Here is a 20,238-nt window from a genome sequence, read left to right as displayed (position 1 = left end):
ATAAAGCCATGAACGAGGCGGCACGGTGCAAGGCGCGTCGCCCCCGAACACGGGCACAATGCGCCTCATTATCCCGACGCGGCATGGCAATGCCAACCGCGCCGGCGCTCTTCTATGACAATTCGTCCAATAGCCGCCGCGCTTTCTCTCGCAACGCCTCGTCAGAATCGCGTCCCTTGCGGGCCCGGCCATCGACGGCCTGCTGCGCGTGGCGACGTGCCTCGGCGCGGCGCCCCTCGTCACGGAGATACGTGGCATAGAAGTAATGAGTGTCGATGCCATCGCCACGAATTTCCAGCGCGCGACGCAACAGTTCACCGGCTTTGTCGTCATCGCCGAACGACACGGGCCAGCCCGGCGCACGATCGTATAGCGCGCCCAGCGTCACATAGGCAGAACCGTTATCGCCGCGCGGGTCGAGCTCGATGGCACGTTCCAGCGCCTTGCGGGCACGCTTCGCCAGATCCAGCGCCCCGAGACCGCCTTTGGCCTTGGCGTACGAGGCAAGAATAATTCCCTCGGCCGTCAATACATGTGCGTTGTCGGGATGCGACTCAGCGAGAGCACCGGCCTCTTCCGCCAGGCTTGCAAGCGCCTTTTCCTGTGCCGCGCCCTGCATGCCATACTCCACGTTTCCCCAACGCGACATCAACGGATACACACCATCCGGCGAATCATCGGCCCAGGCCATAGCGCTACTGAGCGCACCGATCAATGCGGCGCACAAGACAACATAAAGACGTGCCGGAACGAGACGGCATCGGCGGCGTGCTCCTTCAACATAACGAACCTGCATGGCGACCTCCTGGCATGCTGCACCATTGCGATGATGGATATGTTCACTCGCCCTAAAATGTAACGAACGTTTGAATTAATCGCTAAGTCGATTCGTCGTAGTTCGAGTTGCCGTCTCGACGGTTCCGCACCGGGTAGCGGGGTTGGCGTACCGGCAAGGCTTGCGTAGGGTAAGCATTCCACGCTCTGGAGGTAGGCATGAAAGGCCGCAACATGACCCGCTGGCGCGATCCTGCCAAGGACCCGCGCCAGGAAAAGAAGAGCCCGCTGATCACGGCACAGGGCTATGCCCGGCTCAAGGGCATCCATGAGCATCTTTCCCGCGTCAAACGTCCCGCGCTTTCCACCAAGGTCGGCGAAGCCGCCGCCCAGGGGGACCGCAGCGAGAACGCCGACTACACCTATAACAAGAAAGAGCTCAACCGCGTCCTCGCGCGTATCCGCTATCTCGGCAAACGCCTGGATGAGGTTCAAGTCGTCGACCGCCTACCCGCCGACACTTCACGGGTATACTTCGGCGCCTATGTCACGCTCGAGGATGAACACGGCGAGGAGCTGGCAATCCGCATCGTGGGCCACGACGAAACCGACACCGACAAACATTGGGTCAGCGTCGACGCCCCGCTCGCTCGCGCCTTGTTGGGCAAAGGGCTCGACGAAGACGTCACCGTCAACGCCCCAGCCGGCGACACTACTTACGTGATTACGGACATCGCCTACGCCGATCCCGATGCCTAAGTTCTTTTCTGAAAAAGTGCCTAGCACTTGATGGCGCGATATATACGAAACCGCCGATCATCGGCGAGCACCATAAAGTCACCGAAGGTTTCTTCCAGCAAGCGGGGGTACGGCAGAAAGGCGTTGGCCACCAGGATCAGGCTGCCCCCCCGAACCAGTTTGCCGGGCGCCTCGCGTATCAAGCGCGCCGCCGGGCCGTAGTCGATGGCACGCTCCTGATGAAAAGGCGGGTTACTGACGATGGCATCGAATTTTCCCGACACTTCGCTGTAGACATCGCTCTGCCATGCCTCCCCCGCCACCTGATTGGCGGCGAGTGTGCGACGCGTCGCAGCCACCGCGAAGGCGTTGAGATCCACCGCCGAGACGCTTGCACCTCGTACGCCGAGCCAGGCAGCGAGAATGCCGTCGCCACATCCCATATCGAGCAGGTGACGCCCCGCCGGATCGCCGAGAGCGCCGGGCAGTGTCTCGAGCAACAAGCGCGTGCCGTCATCGAGCTTGCCATGGCCGAATACGCCGGGATGACTCGCCACGCTGAGTCCTGCGGCCTCGAACGTGGTCCAAGCAGCCTCTGGCGACAGGGACAGCGACGCCGTGCGCGTAGCGTACAGCGTACAGCGTCGCGCGCTATCCACCTTGCGGCATCCGAGCCCCAGGGCGGCCAGCGATTTGAGCACCCGCTTGACGCCCCCTTGATGCTCGCCGACGACCTGCAGCGGCGTACCTTCGGGCAACACCGCGCATAGCGCTAGCAACCACCACTCGCCTAGCGCATGCGTCTTGGGCCAGAACAACACGGCACCGGCGACCGGCGCTTCCAGCACCGGCGCGAGGCCGTCGTAAACGCGGCTTCCACGCGCCCGCCATGCCTGACAAACCGCCGCATCCGCGCTCCACACGCTGCCGCCGTTCGTTTCCAACCAGGCATCGCGAGGCGGCGCGACCCATAACCAATCGCGATAATCATGGGACTGACGGGCAAGCAACTGGCAAGGGGGCGTCTCCGCACTCATGACACGGTCTCCGGTTTGTACAGGGTGTAATGCAGATAACGCCCTAGACGCCAGTGCGGTTCCTGCTGGCAGTAACGACGCTCGAGTTCGATGATCTTCTCGAGCTGCTCCGGCGCGGGATGGCGCTCCGCTAGGTAATCGTGGAAGATGCGCACGCCCGTCACCGACTCGATCGACAAGCCTTCCGCCGCACTCCATGCGCGTATTTGGGCATCGGTGAGCGGCGAGATCGGCGTCAGGCGCTGGCGTTTCCCGAGCCCTTCCAGCCGATCATCGAGCACCTTGTCCAAGTTGCCCTTGATCACGTTGGAGAACCGCAACGCATCGCGGTTGAAGACCATCAACGAAAGATAGCCACCCGGCGCCAGCAGCATGGCGAGTTGTGCGAAGGCCGCCTGGGGCGCTGCCAACCACTCCAGAACCGCGTGGCATACGATCAGCCCCCACGGCCCCGGCGCGCGTTCGGGCAGTGTCTGCCAGGTGGCATCGACGGGCGTGACGGCCAGATCGCCTATGCCCGCGATGGCACGTTCACGCATGTCCCGCGAGGGCTCGACCATGGTGACCGCATGGCCACGTTGCGCCAGCCACATGCTCATCTGGCCCAGGCCGGCGCCCACATCCAGCACGGGCCGCCCATCGGTGGGCAATTCGCGCGGTAACACGTGTTCCAGAACCGCCAAACGAATCGCACCGCGCGGCGTGCCGTAGAGGCCGCGTTCAAACTTGTCGGCCAAGCCGTCGAAAATGCGGTCGTGGGTGACCAATGACATCCCCTAACTATCCAGCGTTTTCTAAAATGTCGGCGATTGAAGACACTTTTCCACTCAAAGCCTGGCACTGGAATGTAAAAAAGGGGTAGTCTATCGCTGCTGGCCGTATGCCTCCAGCCCAGACCAGACGGGGCTTTCACGCACGGCGCACGGCGTCTATTCAACACACATGACGCCACTCGATCGCGCTCCGGCCGGTGGCCGGCGAAATAGCGCCATTCCCACGTCTTCGCGTGGATGTCGTAGAGGACACGAGACCTTGGCCCCACATACCTTGCCTCCGTCACTGACCGAATTGCTGGAAGTATCAGGCGTTGCACTCACGATTGCCGATGGTGAGCAGCCTGGCAGCCCCCTGATATTCGTCAACAAGGGCTTCGAGCAACTCACCGGCTATGATCGCGAGGAAGTGTTGGGGCGCTCCTGCCGCTTGCTGCAGACGGGCGACACGGACCCAGAGGCCAACCATCGCCTGCACCGTGCCATCGAAGAACACACACCGCTGACGCTAACCCTCGAAAACCGCCGCAAGGATGGCACCCGTTTCGACAGCGAACTGATGCTGGCCCCACTATACAGTCAGGAGGGACATTGCTACCTGATCAGCGTGCAGCGCGATATCAATGAACAACATCGATCTCGCACCCGCTGGCGCATCCAAGGCCGCCTCCTCGAACAGCTCAGTGCCCAGGCACCCGGCGTGCTGTTTCAATATCGGCAATGGCCCAACGGGCAGGGCCACTTTTCCTACATCAGCCCCCGGCTGGGCGACTATTGCGGCATCGAGCGCGACGCCCTGCAACAAGACGCCGAGACATTATTGTCCCGGATCGCTCCGGAGGATCGACAGCAGCTGCGTGACGCACTTTCATGCTCCGCCACATCGCTAAGACTATGGCAAAGGGCCTTTCGTTATCATCATCCCACTCGGGGGTTGCGCTGGCTGGAATGCGCCGCCATGCCCACACGGCTGGCCAACGGAGGCACGCTGTGGCATGGCTATTTGACCGATGTCACCGCACGCAAGCTCGCCACGGAACGCATGGCGCTAGCCGAGACGGTTTTCGACAGCACCCATGATGGCATCCTCGTAACCGATGCCGACAAACGCATCATCGACGTCAATCCCGCCTTCACGCAGTTGACCGGATACAGTGCGGAGGAAGCCTTGGGACACACGCCTCACTTACTGTCCTCGGGTAAACATGATGCGCAGTTCTATACCAACTTGTTCGACACCGTGCACCAACAAGGGTACTGGACGGGCGATATCTGGAACGTTCGCAAGGACGGTGGTCAGCTCATCGAAAACGTCACTATCTCGGCGATCCACGATATCCACGGCACCATCACGCACTACATCGCCGTGTTTCGCGACATCACCCAGAAACACCTGAAGCAGGCACGACTCGAGCGGCGCGCCATCTACGATCCGCTCACCAGCCTCTTCAATCGCGAGCATTTTGGAGGGGCGCTGGAAAACCTGCTCTCCGGACTGTCCTACACCGGGATCGGGATCGCCGTGCTATTCATCGATCTCGACGATTTCAAACCCATCAACGATACATACGGCCACGCGGCAGGCGATGAAGCCCTGGTGATCATCGCCCAGCGGCTCAAGCAGCAAACACGCAGCACTGACTTGGTGGCGCGGCTGGGAGGCGACGAGTTCGTCATTGCCCTGGCAGGCATGCGCAGCGCAGAAAAGGCTGAGAAAGTCGCCTTGAAGATCCTCGACGACCTGATCAGCCCCATCAGCCTGCGCAACGAGCATAGCATTACGCTCTCGGCCTCCGTCGGGGTCGCCTATACCGAGGACAGTCAATTCGCAGCGAACGCATTGATCGCGGCCGCCGACAGCGCCATGTACGAGGCCAAGAGCCAAGGCAAGAACCGCGTCGCGATGAGTCAACGACATCCAAGCGATGGTTACGATCTCTACACACGCCTGCAGAACGCGCTGGACCAGGAAGAGTTGGCGCTGTTCTATCAGCCCATCTTGTCGCTGACCGATGAGCGCATCGTGAGCTTCGAGGCCCTGGTGCGCTGGCATCACCCCGAGCAGGGTCTGCTCGCGCCGCACCATTTCATCGATGTCGTCAATCATTCCTCACTCGAGCGCGCCTATAGCACCTGGCTCGTCCACCAGGCAGCACGTACCGCCCAACGCTTTCAGGCCTGCCACATGGCAGTCACCGTGAGCATCAACGTCACGCGCGATCAGGTCGAGTCTGGCCAGCTCGCCGAGGATATGGCACAAGCACGCAAGCGCCATGCCCTCGCCTCGCCGTTCCTCAATGTCGAGGTCGTGGAAACTACCCAGTTTCATGACATCGACCTGGCCTATAACCAACTCCAGCACGCACGACGGCTGGGCGCCCAAATCGCCCTCGATGACTTCGGCTCTGGCGTCTCATCGCTGACGTACGCCAGCCAGCTTCCCATCGATATCGTCAAGATCGACCAGGCCGTCATTCGCCATCTCGTCGAACGTCCACAGCAACGTCGTTTCGTCGGTGGCATCATCGACATGGCACATGCCATGCAACGCATGGTACTCGCCGAGGGCGTCGAAACGGCCGAGCAACTCGAGGTCTTGCGCCAAATGGGCTGCGACATGGCACAGGGCTTCCTTATCGGGCATCCCGTACCAAGCGAAGAACTCGAAGCACACTATCTGGCCGGCACGCCCCTCCCCCTCTATCCCTTGGCGTTACAGGCACAATAGGGCACGCCGAAACGTGCCATGGGTTTATCCCGCGTCCCGGGACGCTTATAATGCCCACCCCGCCACGCCCCCGTAGCTCAGCTGGATAGAGCAATCCCCTCCTAAGGGATAGGTCATAGGTTCGAACCCTATCGGGGGCGCCACGTCACTCATGATCGTGCCTGCTTCGCAGCTACTCGTCTTCTTCGTCCTGTAACCGTCAGCATCTGGATCGGGCGCTTTCTGACAAGAATCAACGACCAGAGTTGGACTCGATGAAGTTATCAACGATCTCGCCGGACTCCTGAACCCTTTCACAAAGCTCAGGCGATGGCTGCTGATCGGGATTCTCGTCCAGGCTTTCTAGCTCCGCGTAGGTGCTCTCGTAATCATCTCGCTCCTGAAGTGCCTTGAACTCGTTCTGAAACTCTTCGAGAACCGGTTGTGGATCCTCGACCCCCTTTAGAAACACAAGAAAAGCGCCCCGCTTCTCAATCATTGATGACCGGATGCCATCCCGACTGCACTCGAAGTCAGCGGCGCTGGCAGTTGCCGAGACGTAGGGAGTCGCCATGGCCAAGATGGCAGTGCCCAGCGCCCAAAAATTGTTCATGTGTCACCCCCTGATTGTTAGGAGAACGAAGCCTCTCGAACCTGCATTAGACCACCAACCGATTCGCTGCACTCGATTCCTACCCTATGCCCGCAGCAATACCTATCAACCAGCATAGCGGCAAGCGCCCGCCGAGTGATCAAGCTAACCACTCAAAATCAGTCGATCAGTCCAGGTAACGTTCAAGCCCAGCCATACCCAGGCCGCTAGACGAATTAGTGATTCCTGACTAAGCCTGTATAGTCCAGAGTGTTACTGGAATGTATCAATTAGGGTGGCTGTGGCCTCTCCTGGGGCCCGAACAACCCCGGTTGCGCCCTTCGGCGACGGCGCGCTGTCGACTCCACGCTCCGCCTGCGGGCTGATGGGGCGTTGTGAAGAGTGGCAAGCCCCCGCCGTTGCTGAGGTGCGTAGCGGTTCATGGGCCAGAAAAATGATGCGGAATGATGCGTTTTACCGCTTACACGATGAAAGGCTAGGGCCTTTTCGTAGAGAAGCGAAGTGGAGTGAGGCAGAGTGTTACTCTCAATATTGCTTGAGAAAACTGACCGTTTCCGATCCAAAGCGGACATACCGGCATAAGGTTACCAGCACGTCCATCGGGGATATGCGGCATGCACGATGAACCGTAGCATGCTGCCAAACTATACTTGTTTTATGGATTTTTCAATAAGATAAGAGGTAGTCGAGCTCGCTGCATAACATTGTTGAACGGCATGCGCGTTCAAGTGTGAAAAGGCGCGTGCTACCTAATATCTGTTCGGCGGCACCCAGTCACGTTAACCACCGCGCTTTGCGGATTTCTCCGAAACATTTGATTTTTTGGTGTCGGCCAACAAGAATCAAGTAGGGGGAGCTCACCACACTAGGGCATTACGCCATACAAAGACAGGCGAGCAATCTTGTCGACTTCTGGTATCTACGTCAAACGAATGGTGGCATTTCCGATCGTGCTATAGATCGTCCGAGGATGAATATTTGGCTGATTGGACTATTATTTTCGATTGGTTGTTCTCATAGCTTACACGATAAGCGAGGTATGGCGCTTGGTACTGGCAACTGGGATTCTACAAAATTGAGTCTCTTGAAGGAGAGCCACCATGATAAGAATGATTGCGGCCGTAGTATTGACAGTGTGCTCCGCTTCGTCATTTGCGGAAGATGAATTCGCGCTCGTGGATTCAGTTAGGGTTGACTCGCAGGGCATTATCACGTCATTGAGCATCCAGTCGAGAGAGCTACCTGAAGAGCAAAATCAGTACAAATTCGACGGTACCATTTGGAGCAATGAGTTCGGTGGTCCGCGGCCGGTCGTAATAAGCATTGATGATGGTTTGGTTGATGAGGTCAAGGTCGATACCACTGGTGGCGTGGCCGAAATTCCAGCCGTGGATCAGTTATTCACTTACGGCGAGCACACCTACGCGGCTGGAGAGCAAACGTTTGTTCGCAGTCAGTACTATTCTCAAGGCTCAAACGCATTCATTTTTGTGAGCGATGACCCGGGGCCCTTCGCGATTGCAGCATTCTTAGCTGGCTCAGTCGTAGCCATTTGTGCAACTGACCGGATCGTAAACTATTTTCAATGCGATGGTAATAGCGGCGGCGAGATTAGTTTGAAAAGCGGATTTACCTGCACGACCGAGTGTAACTGACAATCTTTTGAAGCGCGTTGCTGCCTTAAGTGCGGAAGGCTGCACTATTTGCCTTGATCCACCATCGCCTTCACGCAGAAGCGCTCGCGCGTGCTTCTAGGTTCCAAGCATCTCGCTCTGCCGAACAAGTGAATGCAGCCGACGCGCTAACACACGCGGCTGATGCATATCGTTATATCTACTCTGGCTCAATGTCCGCTCTTGGCCGTAAGCGGCTAGCCCTCTCACGCTGTCATAATTCGGGTGCCTAATGAGCAGCTAATAAGGCCTCATGGTATATCACTTGGTATAAGCGACTTCCATGGCTTTTTTATAAAGTATAACCTTATATAAAACATAGAATTCTACCGGAAGCCAACAATCCCCCCACTTACACACGTGCAACGTCAAGCCCAACAGGCTCTTAGAGCCCGACCCAGGCGCCTCCCTGTTCCGATGATGCCAGTGCCAGAGAGATGAACCTGAGACCATCGACTCCATCCGTAACGTTGGGCGTGCCTTGTGCCAAGATCTGAGCTTCGCGCCCTTCGCGTCGTGCCCGGATCTGTTCGGCAAAATCACTGTAGAGCTGTGCGAAGGCCTCGAGATAGCCTTCGGGGTGCCCCGGCGGAATGCGTGCAGCCGCCAGCGCCGCCGCCCCTAGGCCGGGGCCATTGCGCGTGAGAATCCGTGAAGGCTCGCCCAAAGGCGAATGAATAAGTCGGTTAGGCTCTTCCTGTCGCCATTCGAGTCCGCCATGACTGCCATAGACACGAAGTTTCAAGCCGTTCTCGTTGCCTGGAGCCACTTGGCTCGACCACAGCATGCCCCGCGCACCGCCCTTGAACCTCATCATCATGTGCACGTTGTCATCGAGGACCCGCCCTTCGACGAAGGCGTGAAGATCGGCCGCCAGCGATTCGAGCTCTAGCCCTGTGACGAAGCGGGCTAGATGGTAGGCATGGGTACCGATATCGCCCAGACAGCCGGCCGGCCCACTGCGTTTGGGGTCGGTACGCCACTCGGCCTGTTTAACGCCGCTCTCTTCCAGGGGCGTGGAAAGCCAGTCCTGGGGGTATTCCACCTGAACCACGCGGATATCGCCCAGTTCTCCGGTCGCCACCATTTCACGAGCCTGGCGCACCAACGAGTAACCGGAATAGTTGTGAGTCAGGCCGAAAAAGCGTCCGCTTCTCTCGACCAGCTCGGCCAATGCCTGGGCATCTTCCAGGGTAGTAGTCATCGGCTTGTCGCAGATAACGTCGATTCCCGCCTCGAGAAAGGTTTTCGCCACATCGTAATGGAGATGATTGGGTGTCACGATGGCCACTACATCGATGCCGTCCTCGCGCTGGCTTTCGGCCGTGGCCATGGTGCGATAGTCCGGGTAGGCCCGCTCCGGCGATACGTGCAACGCCGCCGCCGAGGCCTGGCTGCGCTCGGCGTTGGAGGCAAAGGCGCCCGCCACGAGCTGGTATTGATCGTCGAGCCGGGCCGCGATGCGATGCACGCCACCGATGAAGGCCCCGTCGCCGCCTCCGACCATGCCCAGGCGTAGCCGACGCGTAGCGCTGTTGTGGTCGCTCATAATCGTCTCCTTGTCGTGCCGTCTGTCGTTGCCATGTCCGGCTGGATTCAATCTAGCCCGAGTATGCGGCGGTTAGCGGCCTGGTCGGAGCCAGCATCGGCGAAATCGTCGAAGGCCCGCTCGGTCACCTCGATGATGTGGTCACGGATAAAAGCGGCCCCCTCCCGCGCCCCAACTTCCGGGTGCTTTAGGCAACACTCCCACTCGAGCACGGCCCAACCATCATAGTCGTGGGCAGCCATCCACGAGAAGATACGCTTGAAGTCTATCTGGCCGTCGCCAAGCGAGCGGAACCGACCCGCGCGCTCGGTCCAAGACTGATAGCCGGAATAGATCCCCTGCTTCGGGCTCGGATTGAATTCGGCGTCCTTGACGTGAAACATCTTGATCCGCTCCCGATAGACATCGAGAAAGCCCAGATAATCGAGCTGCTGCAGGATCAGATGGCTAGGGTCATAAAGAATGTGGCAGCGAGGATGGTGGCCGACACGCTCAAGAAACATCTCGAATGTGATGCCATCGTGAAGGTCTTCGCCTGGGTGAATTTCGTAACAAAGGTTTACCCCGGCCTCGTCAAAGGCATCCAGAATCGGACGCCAGCGCCGTGCCAATTCATCGAAGGCGGTTTCGATCAGGCCGGCAGGCCGCTGTGGCCAAGGATAAAGAAACGGCCAGGCCAATGATCCAGAGAAGGTGGCGTGATCCGTCAGCCCGAGATTTCGGGAAGCCTTGGCCGCCAAGTGCAATTGCTCCACCGCCCAGGCCTGGCGGGCAGAAGGATTGCCCCGCACCTCGGGGGCTGCGAAGCCATCGAAGACTTCGTCATAAACGGGGTGTACTGCCACGAGCTGCCCCTGTAGGTGTGTCGAGAGCTCGGTCAATTCCACCCCGTTATCGGCCAGGATCCCCTTGAGTTCATCACAATAATCCTGGCTTTCTGCCGCTTGCTTCAAGTCAATCAGACGGGTATCCCAGCTGGGAATCTGTACGCCTGTGTAGCCCAGCCCCGCCGCCCAGGCAGCAATGGTATCGAGGCGATTGAAAGGGGCCTCGTCACCCGCGAACTGAGCGAGAAAGATAGCCGGTCCCTTGATGGTCTTCATGGCGCGCGCTCCTTGTTCTCTGTGTGTCGCAAAGGCACGGGCCCACTTGGGCCCGTGCGGAGGCATGTCAGAAGGGGGAGTCGGGATGGTAATACTGCTCCGCGTTATCCTGGGTGATAAGCGGCGAAGCCAGGATATATTCGCCAAGCACCGGCCCGTTGGACATGAAGTGCTGGACTGTCAGGTCCATTGCCGTTGCGATCATCGCCGGCGGATAAAGCACATCTACCGGTACCAGATCATCACCTTCCATGACTCGCTTGATGATGTCCTTCATGCCGGCCCCGCCGACGATGAACAGTTCATCTTCACGCTCGGCCTGCCGGACGGCCTCGATAACACCCAGTGCGGTATCGTCATCCTGGGCCCACACAGCATCGATATCATCGAAGCGGGAGAGGAAGTCCTGCATTACTTCGAAGCCATCGTCACGGTTCCAATTGGCGTGTTGCATGTCGAGAATCTCGATATTCGAGCCTTCAAGTGCGGACTGGAATCCCTCGACACGCTGGTCATCGACCACCGTCGGAAGCCCGCGCAGTACGACAATCTTGCCTTCGTCTTCGAGCCGCTCACGAATATACTTTCCCGAGACGCGCCCCATCTCCTGGTTGTTGCCCGCAACGTAAAGATCTTGGATGCCATCCTCGGTAAGCCCACGGTCGACCACGGTGACGAACACCCCTTCCTGCTTCACCCGGCGGACCGGATCGGTCAGCGGCCCGGATTCGAACGGCAATACCACTAGAGCATCGATGTGGCGCAGCGACACTAGATCCTCAAGATCGTTGGCCTGTTCCCCGGGGTTGCTGGCAGTGGCTATAGTGATCGAGACGTTAGGGTAGAGCTTCTCCAAGCGTTTCTTGGCCTCTTCGGCATGGAAGTTAAGGCCGCCGGCCCAGCCATGCGTGGCAGATGGAATCGAGACGCCGATGGTGTAATCCTCCGCCGACGCGGTTGCCGGTACGCCCAGCACGGCAGCGGTGGCAAATGCAGCAAGTGTTGTCTTTAGGGTTGGCATGGTCACGCTCCTCTCGGCTTGCGTTGTTATCTTGTTGGCGCTTTCTGCTTTCTGGCTTCGGTGATGGCGTTCAGACGTTGTTCTTTTTCCATGATGCGCGCTGCAGATACACCGCAACGATGATGATGATTCCCTGCACGGTGCCGTTGAGGTAGTTGGAGATGGCATCCGTGAGATTGAGGATGTTGCCTATCATGGTCAGCATGATCGCCCCGACCACGGTGCCCCAGATGCGCCCATGACCGCCCTTGAGTACGGTGCCGCCGATGATCACCGCGGCAATCGCTTCGAGCTCCCAAAGTACACCGGTAGCCGCTGAGGCCGAGCCCAGGCGCGGCACATAAATGATGGTGGCCAGTGAAACGCAGACGCCCTGCAATACGTAGGTCAGCGTCTTGACCCGGTCGACGTGGATTGCGCTGTACTCGGCGACCTTTTCGTTGGAGCCAATGGCAAAGCAGTAGCGGCCGAAGCGGGTGTAGTTGAGCAGGACGTAGCCGACCAGGGCGACCAGCAGGAAAACCCAGACCGGGATCGGGATACCCAGAAGGCTCTCGTAGTAGACCGGGCGATAGACGTCGCGAACGTTCCAGTCCAGCGTCAGGGTGCCGCCATCGGCCAGGTAGGTCACCAGCGAACGATAAATGCCCATAGTGCCGAGCGTGACGATGAAGGCTTCGATCTTGCCCTTGGTGGTCACGACACCGTTGATGAAGCCTGCCCCCATTCCCAGGATAAGCGATGCCCCGATGCCGAACAGCACAGTCGTTATTCCGACGCCGAACTGCTCGACTAAACCATTCATGAGGATGATCATCACCCCAGCGATGAAGGCCGCCATTGACCCCACGGACAGGTCCAATCCCCCTGCCGTGATCACGAACGTCGCGCCTACCGCGATGATGCCGATGAACGCGCTGCGGGTAAGCATGTTCGAGAGATTGTCGGCCCCCAGAAAAGCGGAGTTGATGAGCACACCGAGAATGGCCAGTGCTATCAGGGCGATGAAAGGCCCCCAGGTCTTGATATCAAAACGAAAGCCATTGCGCTTCATGGGTTTATTATTGTCAGGCACGACGATGCTCATTCACCCCTACCCCCTTGATCCCGGATGCGTACTGCATGATTTCCTGTTCATTGACTTCGTCACCCTCGAGCACACCGGTCAGCACCCCGGCGCACATCACTGCCACACGATGTGAGAGTCCGATGAGTTCGGACATTTCGGAAGAAATGAGAATGACCGAACACCCCGACTCGGTCAGGTCGCGTATGAAGCGATAGATTTCCTGTTTTGTCCCCACATCTATGCCTCGGGTGGGCTCGTTGATGATCACTATCTCGGGATCGATAGACATGACTTTAGCCAGCAACAATTTCTGCTGGTTACCACCGGAGAGCTCACCAGCGGTGCTTACATCGGTACGCAGCCGGATATCGAAGCGCTTCGCCGCCTCGGCATAGGCTTGTGCCTCGCGCTGACGGCTGATCAGAGGATGACAGTAGGCGCGCAGGTTGAGCAGCGTCAGGTTGGGTCGCAGTCCCATGTTGAGGACCAGCCCCTTGCCCTTGCGGTCTTCGGTCAAGTAGGCGATACGGTAACGTACCGCGTCGCGCAAGTGCCTGAAGGAGACGGACTTGCCGTTGCGTAGCACCTCTCCCGAACGACGCTGACGCAACCCTAGGATCGCCTCGCACAGGGCCGTTCGTCCCGCGCCGACCACACCGCCGAACCCCAGGACCTCGCCCCTGCGCAAGGTAAAACTGGCCAAGCGCACGGCACCTGGCACCTCGATATTGCGCGCTTCAAGCACTATCGGAGCATCTGATGCAACGCTGCTGCGGGCTGGGTACATCTCGTTGATTTCGCGCCCGACCATCAGCCTGGCCAGGTCTTCCTTGCTGCGGCCCTCGGCAAGCCCCGTGTCGATCAAATGTCCGTCGCGCAGCACCGTGACCCGGTCGGCGATCTGCTCGATTTCGCGAAGCTTGTGGGAGATATACAGGATCGCCACCCCCTTCTTTCGCAATCGCGAGACCAGGGAAAACAGAATCTGCACCTCACGCTCGGTCAGCGACGCAGTCGGCTCATCCATGATCAGGACCCGCACATCTCGCGTGACGGCCTTGGCGATCTCCACCATCTGCTGGTCGGATGTACTCAGGTCTTTGACCCGCGTTGCTGGGTCGATCTCGGTCTCGAGTTCGACGAGTGCCTCACGACACCGTGCACGCATGGCCCGGCGATCCAGGAACAGCCCTCGGCGAAGCTCGCGGCCTAAGAACATGTTTTCCTCGACGGTCAGTTGCTCGGCAAGCGCCAATTCCTGGTGAATCATCACCACGCCATCCGCCTCGGCCTCGCCACTCGAGCGAAAGCGGCGGGGTTCGCCCGACACTTTTATCTCGCCAGATGACGGAGGCAAATATCCCGACAGAATACGCACCAGCGTCGACTTACCGGCTCCATTTTCGCCAAGAAGAGCATGTACCTCACCGGCATGAAGCGTCAGGTCGACGTCGAACAACACCTGATTGCCACCAAAAGATCGGGAAATTCGATGCCCTTGAAGACGAATCGGGGGCGCGCTCATCATCCGTACCACCCCCCATCGAAGGGAAATCCCTGGCTGGTCAATTGGTCGTTGTCGTCGGCAGCGAGGAGCAGTGCGCTCGGCGCCACATACTCAGGCGTCAGGCACACCTTGAGACACCTCGTAACACGGCCCAAGAGAGCGCCGGTAACGGCAGGGCGGCAAGCAAGACCACCCAGAAAAATCGTGAACAAGGCAGTTTCCAAAGCATGGCGTCACCAAAAAGTCTTGTCGTTGTAAGGGCGAGCACGCTTTTAATTTAGACGACAAACTAAACCCCTAGCCATGCAACTTAGGTCCCAGATAAAAGCCATTTATTTTTTTAAGCGCACAAAGGCATAGAGCCAGGCACAGGAATAAAAACAACCCAAAACACTGATGCAGCTCAAATCACGTGCGGCTTTCATCATCTGTGCAAAGATTTCAGTCGATTATATTCAGGGAACAGTAGGCGATTTTTGTAGTCAGATACAAAAAATTGAGTTGTATACGCTGGACACTCATGCCCATTCGTTTTCCGATCTATGTGTTTTCCTGGAGGGCAAGATCAAAAACGTGAGAGCGTCGTCTGATCAACCACGATCCAAGGTCGGCGATTCCCTCAGGGACCCCACCACGCGATCATGGCCAGCTCGACATGACATGGCCTGAGCGCCAAAGAGGCTCAACCTGTGCAGGGCTACACATTGCCGGTCAGCCACTTTCACCGTAGTAGCCGTAATGATAGGTCCGTTAGGCGTCCCCTTCCGCATACTGACCGCGGCTGCCGTGACAGAGAGTGTCGCCACGCTCTCGGTGCCGGACGAACCCGCCAGTTCAATCCGTAGGCTGAATTCAGGCTTTCAAAGCACCATTTATTCGGATTGCTAATATGATCGTAATTGCGTAATATTTCGGCGCCTCCTAAGGCTAATTAAAATTCGAATTACGCAAGGGAATCTCATGAATCTAAAAATGACTGCGCTCGCAATATGCGCAGCGGGAATGGTGTCGCTGTCTGGCTGCGCCAGTATCGTCGGTGACAAGGATCAGCAAATCACGATCAACAGTACGCCATCTCAGGCAGACCTCGTGATCACGGATGAGACCAACCAGGCAGTCTTTCAAGGTCAAACGCCGACCACCGTCACGCTCAAAAAAGCGGATGGCTCCTATTTCGGAGGCAAAGACTATAATGTCACTCTCAGTAAAGATGGCTATGAGTCACGAGCTATTTCTATTTCCAGCTCACCCAACGGCTGGTATATCGGGGGCAACCTAGTCTTCGGCGGCCTCATTGGCTGGTTGATCGTGGATCCGCTGACAGGTGCCATGTATACGCTTAGCCCCGACGAGATCAATGGTAACTTGGGAGAGAGTGTCGCCCAGCGTGAGGGCTCTCAAGAGTTAAACTTGGTCCTTCTCAAGGACATTCCCGACAACTTGCGCGACGATATGCAGCTCTTGGGGCAGATTTAAGCGCCCCATTGGGGCCGCTTCTCCGCGGCCCCAGCACCTCCATTCCCGGTCCCTGACAGACATATTGTTCTGGTGACGCAGTTAGCGTCTTATATCGCTCGATGACGTCCATCTTCTGGCCAGTGTCAAAGTCCTAGAGCCCAGCTCGCGGCGTGAAGAAATACGCGACGATGCCCCCCGAATTCTGGCGCAGTCATCCTTGGAAGCCCCCATGGAAACCCAGACGTAGCCTTCTGCCAGTGCCGTACATATTTCTTACTAAAAAGTATCAAACCTTACGGATACTCATTAAAAAAGCCGGCTCGCAATGAGCCGGCTTCGTTTTTGTGCGATCTTCAAGATCGCTGGGGCATCGACAGCTTAGAAGCTGTAGACAGCACCCACGGCAACGCCGTCGCCTTCGTCGTTAGTACGATCATACTGAGCGTACTCAACGAAGGTGTACATCGCCGGAGACAGGTTGTATGTAGCGCCCAACGAGAATTCGTTGAAGCTGTCGTCGCCGCCAGAGTCAACGACGGTAGCGACTTCTTCGTCGGCATCAACGCGCTGATAAGCACCGTAGACATCACCGAAGCCGTAGCCGTAACGGGCACCCAGCGCGTAGCGCATGATGTCGCCATCTTCACCGGCATAATCAACGTCGGTGTTTTCCACCTTGGCGGAAACACGCAGTGCGTCCATGGTGTACTGAGCGTTCACACCGTAAGCTTTGGCGCTATATTCATCACCAGTGGTTTCATCACGAAGATCGTAGTTATCGAGATCGTCATAGACACCGGCGATTGAGAACGCACCAACGGTATACTTCACACCACCGAAGAAGGAAGCGTTCGAACCGTTGCTGGAAACATTCGCAGTTTCGTTATCGGAGTTAAACTCTTCTTCAGCATCGCCCTTGTACTGGCTACCCACAGCGAACTGCACACCACCGAAGGACGGTGACATGTACTGAATCTTGTCACCTTCACGGTCAGTGTCGACAGCATCCACTGTGCTACCACCGTACAGACCACCCAGATCAGAGGTGGAATCGGTAACATCGAAGTATTCGTTATTGGTGATCGGATCCTGGATCCAGTCGTCGATCAGCGGATCCCAAGAACCGACACGGGCGTCACCGAAGTTACCCTTCAGACCCAGATAAGCTTGATCGCCGCCACTGAGGCCGGCGCCGGTCTTTTCTTCATCGGCTTCGTGCTCGAACTCGGCCTTGAAGTAACCGGTCAGGCCCGGGTTGATGACGTGTTGACCGGAGAAGCCGACGGTAGAACCGTTGTCGAACAGGTCGTCTTCAGCATCACCGGCTTCATTGTCGATGGAGCGGTAGGCAATCTGGATGTTGCCGTACAAGTCGAGCTGAGTGCCGTCTTGGTTGTAGATGGTGGCGGCTTGTGCAACACCAGCGGAGGCGCCCAGGGCACCGGCAACGGCAGTCGCTAAGAGTGTCTTTTTCATCGCGATAAGTTCCTTAACTAGCTTACTGTTCGATCGTGTCTGCAAATGCAGTCGGCTTTCGGCCCGGCTTGTTTATTCAACGGTCTGCTAAGCAACACCGCGACGAGTCCGTAAAGCCTTGTTGTTATCCAATGCTCGCAGGGAAACCATATACCGGTCTTTTGGAGAACGCAACAAGAAAAAAACACTGTTTTCCTTCCGCGCATCCTGACGATTCGGTCAAGACCATCTCCTCCGCGAGCCAGCCCTGAAAGGCCTGAAATCCACTTTACGCCGCCAATATGACATTGGCATGACGTCAGCGACGCGCTCATCTTTACGATTCAAGGCTCTCTCTGGCAAGGGGCAAATCGCCACAAAGGCAAGTTTTACTACAAAAGTCGCATAACGCGGAGATAACCCCCACCCGACACGGAAAAACATGGCATGAAAAAAGGGGCTTGCGCCCCTCTTTTTCAATACTTTCACCCGAATGTTAGCGGCCGTGCTTGGCGAGCAACTGACTCAACTTGCGCTCTAGCTGCTCGGATTCTTTGCGCTCGTGGTGCTGCTTCTGCTGTTTTTTCTGCTTTTTCGTGAGTTCATCGAGCTGCTTGCGGGCATGGCGCGCCTCGCCCTCGCTCACGGTGCCTGCCGCCTGGCCGTCGAGATCCACCCGCACCACATCGGCGCGCACCGCCTTGAGGTAGCGTGGCAAGTGCACGTAGCACGCCAGGGCGCGACGCACGAGCTTCTCCGGCCAAGGCTCGCGCGCCACCAGATCGAGATGAATGCCCGTCTTGAGCGGCTGAGTATGGCCCTTGAAGAAGGTTTCCGGGTAGCGCTGATACCACTGCGCCAGCAACGATTGGGGAGAAGGCGGCTCATGTTCCGCGCCCAGCGCCAGGTTTGCCTGCGGGGCTTCACTTTCAGCGTGGCTAGCGCTTCTGCTTTGATCTTCCGACGGCGAGTCAGAAGCGGAGGAGGCATGATCTTCGGTGGCTTCTCCCGCTGACCGACGCGGACCACGAAACGCGATGGGCCCTAGCCCTCTTGCTTTCGCACCGGCGTCGGGCAACTCCGCCTGGGTGGCGGGCGTCTCGGTATCGTCGGGTTCCAACTCGGCAAGCGCCAGGAGGCGCTCACGCAGGGCACGGTTTTCCGACTCGAGCGCCGAGACCTGCCCACGAGCGGCCTCGAGGTTGGCCCGACAGGCCTCGGCTTGATGTTCCAATGCCCTGAACAGGGCGTCTGCTTGGTCGGTCAGCAAGGCGTGCACTCCCTGATTGCCTTGAACAAACACTGGGCCTCGAAGCGTCTGCGTAGTGATTTAACACCGATACGGCAGACAGGCCCGGCCCATGCGGGCTACCGGGTAAGTCTGTGCCAGCTTCGCCGCGCTGGCAACCTCATCGCCGTTCGTAATGCACGAAGGCGTAGTCGGGCTTGCCGTCGCCGCCCTGCCCCGGCACGCGCTGGGTTTCCTGCCAATGCTCAGTGTCGAACGCGGGAAACCAGGCGTCGCCTTGCACGGATACATCGACCTCGGTCAGGTAAAGTCGCGTCGCGCAGGGCAAAGCTGCAGTGAAGATTTCGCCACCGCCGATCACGCAGATATCCTCGACGCCCTCGATGATGGCCTGGCTATCGGCCATTTCGAGAGCACTGGCCAGATCATGACAAACGCTGATTCCGTCATGGGAATAGCCACGATCACGCGTGACAACGATATTGAGCCGTCCGGGAAGCGGCCTGCCGATGGACTCGAACGTCTTGCGCCCCATGACCAGCGGTTTATTCATGGTCACGGCCTTGAAGAACTTGAGGTCTTCCGGCAGATGCCACGGCAGTTTGTTATCGACGCCGATGACACGTTCCCGCGACATCGCTGCCACCAGTGCAATGGGCACCACCGTATCGACACAGGCGTTCGTGGGCTCGCTCATACGGCCACCTCCGCTTTGATATGCGGATGCGGATCATAATCTTCGATGGCAATATCATCGAAGGTGAAATCGAACACATCCGTGATCTCAGGGTTGAGCACCAGGCGCGGGCGCGGACGTGGCGCGCGACTCAATTGAAGGTGCGCCTGGTCAAGATGATTGAGGTAGAGATGTGCATCGCCCAGGGTATGAATGAATTCGCCCGGCGCCAAGTCACATGCTTGCGCGATCATGTGCGTGAGTAGCGCGTAGCTGGCGATATTGAATGGCACCCCAAGAAAGATATCGGCGCTGCGCTGGTACAGTTGGCACGACAGCCGGCCATCGGCGACATAGAACTGAAACAAGGCATGGCACGGCGGCAACGCCATGTCATCGACCAGCGCGGGATTCCAGGCGGAGACGATCAGCCGGCGCGAATCGGGGTTACGTTTGATTTGCTCGACGACATTGGCGATCTGATCGACATGCCCGCCATCCGGCCGCGGCCAACTGCGCCACTGGTAGCCGTAAACCGGCCCCAGGTCGCCGTTCTCGTCGGCCCATTCGTCCCAGATACGGACCCGGTTTTCCTTGAGGTAGGCGATGTTGGTGTCACCACGCAAGAACCACAGCAGCTCATGGATGATGGAGCGCAAATGGAGTTTTTTGGTGGTTACCAGCGGGAAGCCGTCGGCCAAGTCGAAGCGCATCTGATGACCGAAAACGCTGCGCGTCCCGGTCCCGGTGCGGTCGCTTTTTTCCACGCCATTGTCGAGCACATGGCGCATCAAATCGAGATAAGGCTGCATGTCATCCGAACGTTGAACGATGAA

The 20,238-nt window shown here is 58.1% G+C and carries 17 protein-coding genes and 1 tRNA gene; 5 read left to right on the top strand and 13 right to left on the bottom strand.

Annotation, left to right across the window (positions count from 1 at the left end):
- Nucleotides 1-112 precede the first annotated feature (112 nt).
- Nucleotides 113-796, bottom strand: a complete 684-nt coding sequence (locus tag KZO83_RS09380; protein WP_247620581.1) for a TRAP transporter TatT component family protein — start codon at nt 794-796, stop codon at nt 113-115.
- A gap of 197 nt (nt 797-993) precedes the next feature.
- Here KZO83_RS09380 and greB point away from each other — a divergent pair, with 197 nt between their 5' ends.
- Nucleotides 994-1,533, top strand: coding sequence for a transcription elongation factor GreB (gene greB, locus KZO83_RS09375; protein WP_178999655.1), 540 nt, complete (start codon nt 994-996; stop codon nt 1,531-1,533).
- A gap of 20 nt (nt 1,534-1,553) precedes the next feature.
- On the opposite strand, the gene KZO83_RS09370 is transcribed toward greB, so the two are convergent.
- Nucleotides 1,554-2,549: a class I SAM-dependent methyltransferase gene (locus tag KZO83_RS09370; protein ID WP_247620580.1), complete on the bottom strand. Its 996-nt coding sequence runs from the start codon at nt 2,547-2,549 to the stop codon at nt 1,554-1,556.
- Nucleotides 2,546-3,322 (bottom strand): methyltransferase domain-containing protein, encoded by a 777-nt coding sequence (locus KZO83_RS09365; RefSeq protein ID WP_247620579.1) that lies wholly within the window; start codon nt 3,320-3,322, stop codon nt 2,546-2,548. Before KZO83_RS09365 ends, KZO83_RS09370 begins: the two co-directional genes overlap by 4 nt.
- Before the next feature lie 259 nt (nt 3,323-3,581).
- Between KZO83_RS09365 and KZO83_RS09360 the strand changes: the two genes are divergently transcribed.
- Both KZO83_RS09360 and KZO83_RS09355 read left to right on the top strand, forming a co-directional pair.
- Nucleotides 3,582-6,050 carry a sensor domain-containing protein gene (locus KZO83_RS09360; protein ID WP_247620578.1) on the top strand — a complete coding sequence of 823 codons (2,469 nt, stop codon included), beginning with the start codon at nt 3,582-3,584 and terminating at the stop codon, nt 6,048-6,050.
- 66 nt (nt 6,051-6,116) lie between these two features.
- Nucleotides 6,117-6,193: transfer RNA gene (locus tag KZO83_RS09355), tRNA-Arg, on the top strand.
- A gap of 89 nt (nt 6,194-6,282) precedes the next feature.
- On the opposite strand, the gene KZO83_RS09350 is transcribed toward KZO83_RS09355, so the two are convergent.
- Entirely contained in the window at nt 6,283-6,642 is a 360-nt protein-coding gene (locus KZO83_RS09350) for a hypothetical protein (RefSeq protein ID WP_247620577.1), read from the bottom strand.
- A gap of 1,100 nt (nt 6,643-7,742) precedes the next feature.
- On the opposite strand from KZO83_RS09350, the gene KZO83_RS09345 reads away from it, so the two are divergent.
- Nucleotides 7,743-8,297, top strand: coding sequence for a hypothetical protein (locus tag KZO83_RS09345; RefSeq protein ID WP_247620576.1), 555 nt, complete (start codon nt 7,743-7,745; stop codon nt 8,295-8,297).
- Between the two features lie 403 nt (nt 8,298-8,700).
- On the opposite strand, the gene KZO83_RS09340 is transcribed toward KZO83_RS09345, so the two are convergent.
- The 5 genes from KZO83_RS09340 to KZO83_RS09320 form a co-directional block, all read right to left on the bottom strand.
- Nucleotides 8,701-9,864, bottom strand: a complete 1,164-nt coding sequence (locus KZO83_RS09340) for a Gfo/Idh/MocA family protein (RefSeq protein WP_247620575.1) — start codon at nt 9,862-9,864, stop codon at nt 8,701-8,703.
- A 47-nt stretch (nt 9,865-9,911) separates the two neighbouring features.
- Entirely contained in the window at nt 9,912-10,967 is a 1,056-nt protein-coding gene (locus tag KZO83_RS09335) for a sugar phosphate isomerase/epimerase family protein (RefSeq protein ID WP_247620574.1), read from the bottom strand.
- A gap of 67 nt (nt 10,968-11,034) precedes the next feature.
- Nucleotides 11,035-11,988, bottom strand: coding sequence for an ABC transporter substrate-binding protein (locus tag KZO83_RS09330; RefSeq protein ID WP_040242445.1), 954 nt, complete (start codon nt 11,986-11,988; stop codon nt 11,035-11,037).
- A gap of 70 nt (nt 11,989-12,058) precedes the next feature.
- A complete protein-coding gene (locus KZO83_RS09325) occupies nt 12,059-13,075 on the bottom strand; it encodes an ABC transporter permease (protein ID WP_247620573.1) in 1,017 nt (338 codons plus the stop codon).
- Nucleotides 13,056-14,585 (bottom strand): sugar ABC transporter ATP-binding protein, encoded by a 1,530-nt coding sequence (locus tag KZO83_RS09320; RefSeq protein WP_247620572.1) that lies wholly within the window; start codon nt 14,583-14,585, stop codon nt 13,056-13,058. Before KZO83_RS09320 ends, KZO83_RS09325 begins: the two co-directional genes overlap by 20 nt.
- 939 nt (nt 14,586-15,524) lie before the next feature.
- Here KZO83_RS09320 and KZO83_RS09315 point away from each other — a divergent pair.
- The gene (locus KZO83_RS09315) at nt 15,525-16,040 is read left to right on the top strand and encodes a peptidase associated/transthyretin-like domain-containing protein (RefSeq protein ID WP_247620571.1); all 516 of its coding nucleotides are present in this window, start codon (nt 15,525-15,527) and stop codon (nt 16,038-16,040) included.
- A 360-nt stretch (nt 16,041-16,400) separates the two neighbouring features.
- Here the strand turns inward: KZO83_RS09315 and KZO83_RS09310 are convergent, their stop codons facing one another.
- The 4 genes from KZO83_RS09310 to KZO83_RS09295 form a co-directional block, all read right to left on the bottom strand.
- The gene (locus KZO83_RS09310) at nt 16,401-17,498 is read right to left on the bottom strand and encodes a porin (protein WP_247620570.1); all 1,098 of its coding nucleotides are present in this window, start codon (nt 17,496-17,498) and stop codon (nt 16,401-16,403) included.
- A gap of 475 nt (nt 17,499-17,973) precedes the next feature.
- Entirely contained in the window at nt 17,974-18,747 is a 774-nt protein-coding gene (locus KZO83_RS09305) for a ProQ/FINO family protein (RefSeq protein ID WP_247620569.1), read from the bottom strand.
- A gap of 139 nt (nt 18,748-18,886) precedes the next feature.
- Nucleotides 18,887-19,423, bottom strand: coding sequence for a dihydrofolate reductase (locus tag KZO83_RS09300; RefSeq protein ID WP_247620568.1), 537 nt, complete (start codon nt 19,421-19,423; stop codon nt 18,887-18,889).
- Complete coding sequence (locus KZO83_RS09295; protein ID WP_075368967.1) at nt 19,420-20,214, bottom strand: thymidylate synthase; 795 nt, start codon at nt 20,212-20,214, stop codon at nt 19,420-19,422. The genes KZO83_RS09300 and KZO83_RS09295 overlap by 4 nt, the downstream gene beginning before the upstream one ends.
- Between the last annotated feature and the right edge of the window lie 24 nt (nt 20,215-20,238).

This window comes from Chromohalobacter moromii (genome assembly GCF_023091865.1).
GTDB classification, from domain to species: Bacteria; Pseudomonadota; Gammaproteobacteria; order Pseudomonadales; family Halomonadaceae; genus Chromohalobacter; species Chromohalobacter moromii.
The sequence above is the reverse complement of the archived record's forward strand: the minus strand, read 5'-3'. Positions and strand labels throughout refer to the sequence as shown.